The sequence below is a fragment of the Janthinobacterium sp. NKUCC06_STL genome (assembly GCF_019345455.1).
Lineage (GTDB): Bacteria > Pseudomonadota > Gammaproteobacteria > Burkholderiales > Burkholderiaceae_D > Janthinobacterium > Janthinobacterium rivuli.
The window spans coordinates 1-206 of sequence record NZ_JAHKQY010000068.1 but is presented as its reverse complement, the minus strand read 5'-3'; the positions used below and the strand labels follow the sequence as shown (position 1 = coordinate 206).

Genomic DNA, 206 nt, shown 5'->3' with positions numbered 1-206 from the left:
AGGGGGATTAGCTCAGCTGGGAGAGCACCTGCTTTGCAAGCAGGGGGTCGTCGGTTCGATCCCGTCATCCTCCACCAAAAGTTCAAACGTAAATCAGTGTTGAGTTCAACACCGGGATTTAGGTTTGGTCTTTTCGAGATCAAGTGCTGTATGTTCTTTAACAATCTGGAAGAAGTAAAGATTATTTATTGATCGGTTTGCCGTAA

Annotated in this window: 1 tRNA gene; it reads left to right on the top strand. The window is 45.1% G+C overall.

The features are described from left to right. The first annotated feature begins 1 nt into the window (after position 1). Positions 2-77: transfer RNA gene (locus KO539_RS30035), tRNA-Ala, on the top strand. The last annotated feature ends 129 nt before the right edge of the window (positions 78-206 follow it).